The organism is Mesorhizobium sp. M2A.F.Ca.ET.037.01.1.1 (assembly GCF_003998075.1).
GTDB lineage: Bacteria > Pseudomonadota > Alphaproteobacteria > Rhizobiales > Rhizobiaceae > Mesorhizobium.
Genome location: NZ_RZSA01000658.1, coordinates 1 through 3,898, shown reverse-complemented (window position 1 = coordinate 3,898; position 3,898 = coordinate 1). Strand labels below are relative to the sequence as shown.

Annotated in this window: 4 protein-coding genes and 1 pseudogene; 1 reads left to right on the top strand and 4 read right to left on the bottom strand. The window is 66.5% G+C overall.

Going from position 1 to position 3,898, the window contains the following annotated elements; genetic code table 11:
- Positions 1-1,516 (top strand): lysine--tRNA ligase (locus EOA27_RS26390; protein WP_127257637.1); only part of this gene is annotated, 1,516 nt, incomplete at its 5' end.
- On the opposite strand, the gene EOA27_RS26385 is transcribed toward EOA27_RS26390, so the two are convergent.
- The 4 genes and pseudogenes from EOA27_RS26385 to EOA27_RS26370 all read right to left on the bottom strand — a co-directional run.
- Entirely contained in the window at positions 1,479-2,369 is an 891-nt protein-coding gene (locus EOA27_RS26385) for a thermonuclease family protein (protein ID WP_245467260.1), read from the bottom strand. The genes EOA27_RS26390 and EOA27_RS26385 overlap by 38 nt on opposite strands.
- Before the next feature lie 10 nt (positions 2,370-2,379).
- Positions 2,380-3,018 carry a helix-turn-helix transcriptional regulator gene (locus EOA27_RS26380; protein ID WP_126079357.1) on the bottom strand — a complete coding sequence of 213 codons (639 nt, stop codon included), beginning with the start codon at positions 3,016-3,018 and terminating at the stop codon, positions 2,380-2,382.
- A gap of 95 nt (positions 3,019-3,113) precedes the next feature.
- Complete coding sequence (locus tag EOA27_RS26375) at positions 3,114-3,656, bottom strand: thioesterase family protein (protein WP_126079358.1); 543 nt, start codon at positions 3,654-3,656, stop codon at positions 3,114-3,116.
- 12 nt (positions 3,657-3,668) lie between these two features.
- Positions 3,669-3,898: pseudogene (locus EOA27_RS26370) on the bottom strand (3-hydroxyacyl-CoA dehydrogenase); the annotation flags it as partial.

The following is a 3,898-nucleotide window of genomic DNA, read 5'->3' as shown; positions in this document are numbered from 1 at the left end:
GTTCGAGACCGGCTACGGCCCGTCCGGCCTGCCGCATATCGGCACCTTCGGCGAGGTGGCGCGCACAACCATGGTGCGGCATGCCTTCCGCGTGCTGACGCAGGACAAGGTCAAGACCAAGCTTCTGTGCTTCTCCGACGATATGGACGGCATGCGCAAGATCCCCGACAACGTGCCGGACCGCGCCGCGCTCGAGCCCTATCTGCATATGCCGCTGACCTCGGTGCCCAATCCGTTCGGCGGCGACTATGCGAGCTTCGCCGACCACAACAACGCGATGCTGTGCCGCTTCCTCGACACGTTCGGCTTCGATTACGAGTTCGCCAGCGCGACCAAGTACTACAAGGCCGGCCGCTTCGACGAGGTGCTGCTGCGCGCCGCCGAACGCTATGACGACATCATGGGTGTGATGCTGCCGACGCTCGGGCCGGAGCGCCAGGCGACCTACAGCCCGTTCCTGCCGATCTCGCCGAAGAGCGGCCGCGTGCTCTACGTGCCGATGATAAATGTCGACGCAAAGGCCGGCACCGTCACTTTCGACGACGAAGGCACCGAGACGACGCTGCCCGTCACGGGCGGCCATGTGAAGCTGCAGTGGAAGCCGGATTTCGGCATGCGCTGGGCGGCGCTCGGCGTCGATTTCGAGATGTTCGGCAAGGACCACCAGACCAATGCGGCGATCTACGACCGCATCTGCAACATCCTCGGCGGCCGCGCGCCGGAGCATTTCGTCTACGAGTTGTTCCTCGACGAGGAAGGCCAGAAGATTTCGAAGTCGAAGGGCAATGGCCTGACCATCGACGAGTGGCTGACCTATGCGCCGACGGAGAGCCTCGGCCTCTATATGTACCAGCGGCCGCGGCAGGCGAAGAAGCTCTATTTCGACGTCATCCCGAAGGCGGTGGACGAGTATTACGCTTTCCTTGGCGCCTATCCGCGCCAGGACTGGAAGGAGCGGCTGGGCAATCCGGTCTGGCACATGCATGACGGCAACCCGCCGGCCATCGACCTGCCGGTGCCGTTCGCGCTGCTGCTCAACCTGGTGAGCGCCTCCAACGCCCATGACAAGGCGGTGCTGTGGGGTTTCATCTCGCGGCATGCGCCTGGCGTGACGCCGAAGACGCATCCGGAGCTCGACCGGCTGACCGGCTACGCGATCCGCTACTTCGACGACTTCGTGAAGCCGACCAAGGTTTACCGCGCCGCCGACGAGGTGGAGCGCGAGGCGTTGGCGAGGCTTTCCGACGCGCTCGGCGCGCTGCCGCAAGGCGCCGACAGCGAAGCGATCCAGAATGCCGCGCTCAACGTGGCGCGCAAGATCGAGCGCTACCAAGACCATTCCAAGCAGAGCCCGGAAGGCGGACCCGGCGTGTCCGTCGCCTTCTTCCAGATGATCTACCAGGTGCTGATCGGGCAGGAACGCGGACCGCGCTTCGGTTCCTTCGCCGCACTCTACGGCATTGCCGAGACGCGCGCGCTTATTGAGCGGGCGCTGGCTGGTCAGTTGGCGGCGTAACGGCGCCGCCCTCGGCCGGCAGGATCGAATCCGGCGCCACGGGCGCCGGACCCGACATGGCCGGCACCGCCGGCAGGCCGTCAAGCTTCGGCGCCGGGCCAAAAATACCCTTCTTCCCGGAGCGGGCCTTGTTCTCGGCCTCGACATAGGGGCCGCCTTGCGCGGCGCGCGCCCAGCCGTTCTCGACCAGCCACTGGCCGATGTCCTGATTGCCGATATGGCATTCGGCGGAAATGGTATCGCGGCCGCCCTCCGGCGGCACCGCGCAGGCGACCGCTCGGCCGCGCAGGAACGCGCGGAAGGCTGTCCTGGCGCGCGTGCCGCAGGCCCAGGTCTGGCCCTGGTCGCTGCAGGTCTCGTCCGTCTTGACGGCGTCCACGCCGGACACGGAGACCGCATAGCCCTTCGCCTCGATCAGCCCGGCGGCGGTGGCGACCGGCTGGAACAATTTGGTGCCGTTCCAGTCGCCCGGCATCTTCGTTTTGGGCGGCTTGGGCGGTCCGGCCAGCGCCAGATCGCTGAGCGGCGCGCGCGGTTCGACCCGTTCGAGTTCCTGGTCCGACAGCTCGGGCGGCGCCACGACGTCGGGATCGATGGCCCTCGAGTGAACAGCGGGGTTCGGTGGAGCGGCTGGCGCGGGAATGGCCGCGGTCGTCGGCTCTTCCGGGAGCGTATTCGCGCCGGAGGCGGAGAGTGCATCGTCCCCGGAAATGGGGAGCGCATCGGCGATGGGATCGATCTGATCGACTGTGATGACGCTCTCATGCCCCTTGACCACGCGGCCGCCCGCCACAACGAGCGCGGCCATCACCGGAACCGCCAGAACCGTCAGGATGATTTGAAGAAGCCGCACCGGCCCGAACCTACTGGCTCGCCCAGACGATGCGCGCCACCCATTCGATTTCGCGCGTCGGGATGTCACGGTCCGGATGGGCGGGGTTGAGCGAAACCAGCACGATCGACTTCACCGTTTGCCGGTCGAGCACCTTGGCCATCACCTCCCCGGCGGTGGTCTTGACGACGACACGGTCGCCCTTGCGCGTCGGCGCGCCGGGTTCGACGATCAGCACATCGCCATTGCGGTAGAGCGGCAGCATGGAATCGCCTTGCACCTGCAGCGCGTATGAGGTCTCGGTCGCCCGCGCGGGAAGCTCGACCAGATCCCAGCCCTGCCCCGCCGGATAGCCGGCATCGTCGAAGAAGCCGCCCGCGCCGGCCTGGGCGAAGCCGAGCAGGGGAACGGCGCTGCGGTGTTGGGCGACGGAGGCAGCGCGCCCTTCGACCAGTCCGGTGAATTCCTCGAGCGACGCGCCGGTGGCCTCGATGATCTTGGCCAGCGATTCGGTCGAGGGCCAGCGCGGCCTTCCGTCGGACGACAGGCGCTTCGACTTGTTGAAGGCCGTCGAATCCAGGCCCGCGCGCCGGGCAAGGCCGGAAGCCGACAGCGAATAGCGCTCGGCGAGAGCGTCGATTGCGGCCCAGACGCGATCGTGTGAGAGCAAGTCCGCTCTCCTTCGAAAACAGGAAAAAATGCCTCAAGCCTGTCTAGCGCGCGACCATCTGATTGTCCACTGGCGAAGGGTCGGATCGCCGACGATCAGACCTGCTTGGCCTGCTCGCGCAAATTCTTGTGCGAAATCATGAAGGCGCGCTCGGTTTCGGTCGGCGGACGCGGCCGGGCGGCGCGGCCGAGCGCCGCGACGACCTCGTCGATGTCGAGGAAGCGACGCCCGCCGCGGTCATAGACGCCGCCCGTGGTCAGGATCAGTGCCGCCGTCTCGCCGCCATCGAGGACAAAGCGGTGCCGGCCGATGACTGACGTCCCTTCCCAGGTCTCGATCGACGAGACGACCTCGAAGCGGCGCCACAGCCTGATCTCGCGCACATAGGCGACCTCAAGCCCGCCGATCATCGGCGCCCAGCCATTCTTGCGCGCCAGCGCGATGAGGCCGATGCGCAGGAAGATGTCGATGCGGCCGAGATCGGCCAGCATCATGTAGCGGGCGTTGTTCAGATGCAGGTTGAAGTCGATGTCGATCGGCAGGCAGCGAAAGGCCAGCCGGCTTTCCTCGCCGGCCCGATAGGGACCACGGCTCGACGCCGTGGCCATGGTGCGTGCCATTCGCCCCCAGACATACATGGTCGGGGTTCGTCAGGCCGCCTCTCTGACCTCGCCCTTCTGGTAGGGGTCGAAGCGCTGGTAAAAGGTCTCGCCCTTCTCGGCCATGTCGAGCAGAAGCTTCGGCACCTTGAACTCGGCGCCATATTTCTTCTGCAGGCCCTTGGCGATCTTGACGAAACGGTTGGCGCCGATGCCGTCGATGTAGGAGAGTGCGCCGCCGGTGAAGGGCGCGAAGCCGAAGGCGAGGATCGAGCCGACAT

Excerpts from the sequence above, each read along its gene's own strand:
- EOA27_RS26375 (WP_126079358.1), bottom strand. The coding sequence starts at position 3,656 with ATGTATGTCTGGGGGCGAATGGCACGCACCATGGCCACGGCGTCGAGC.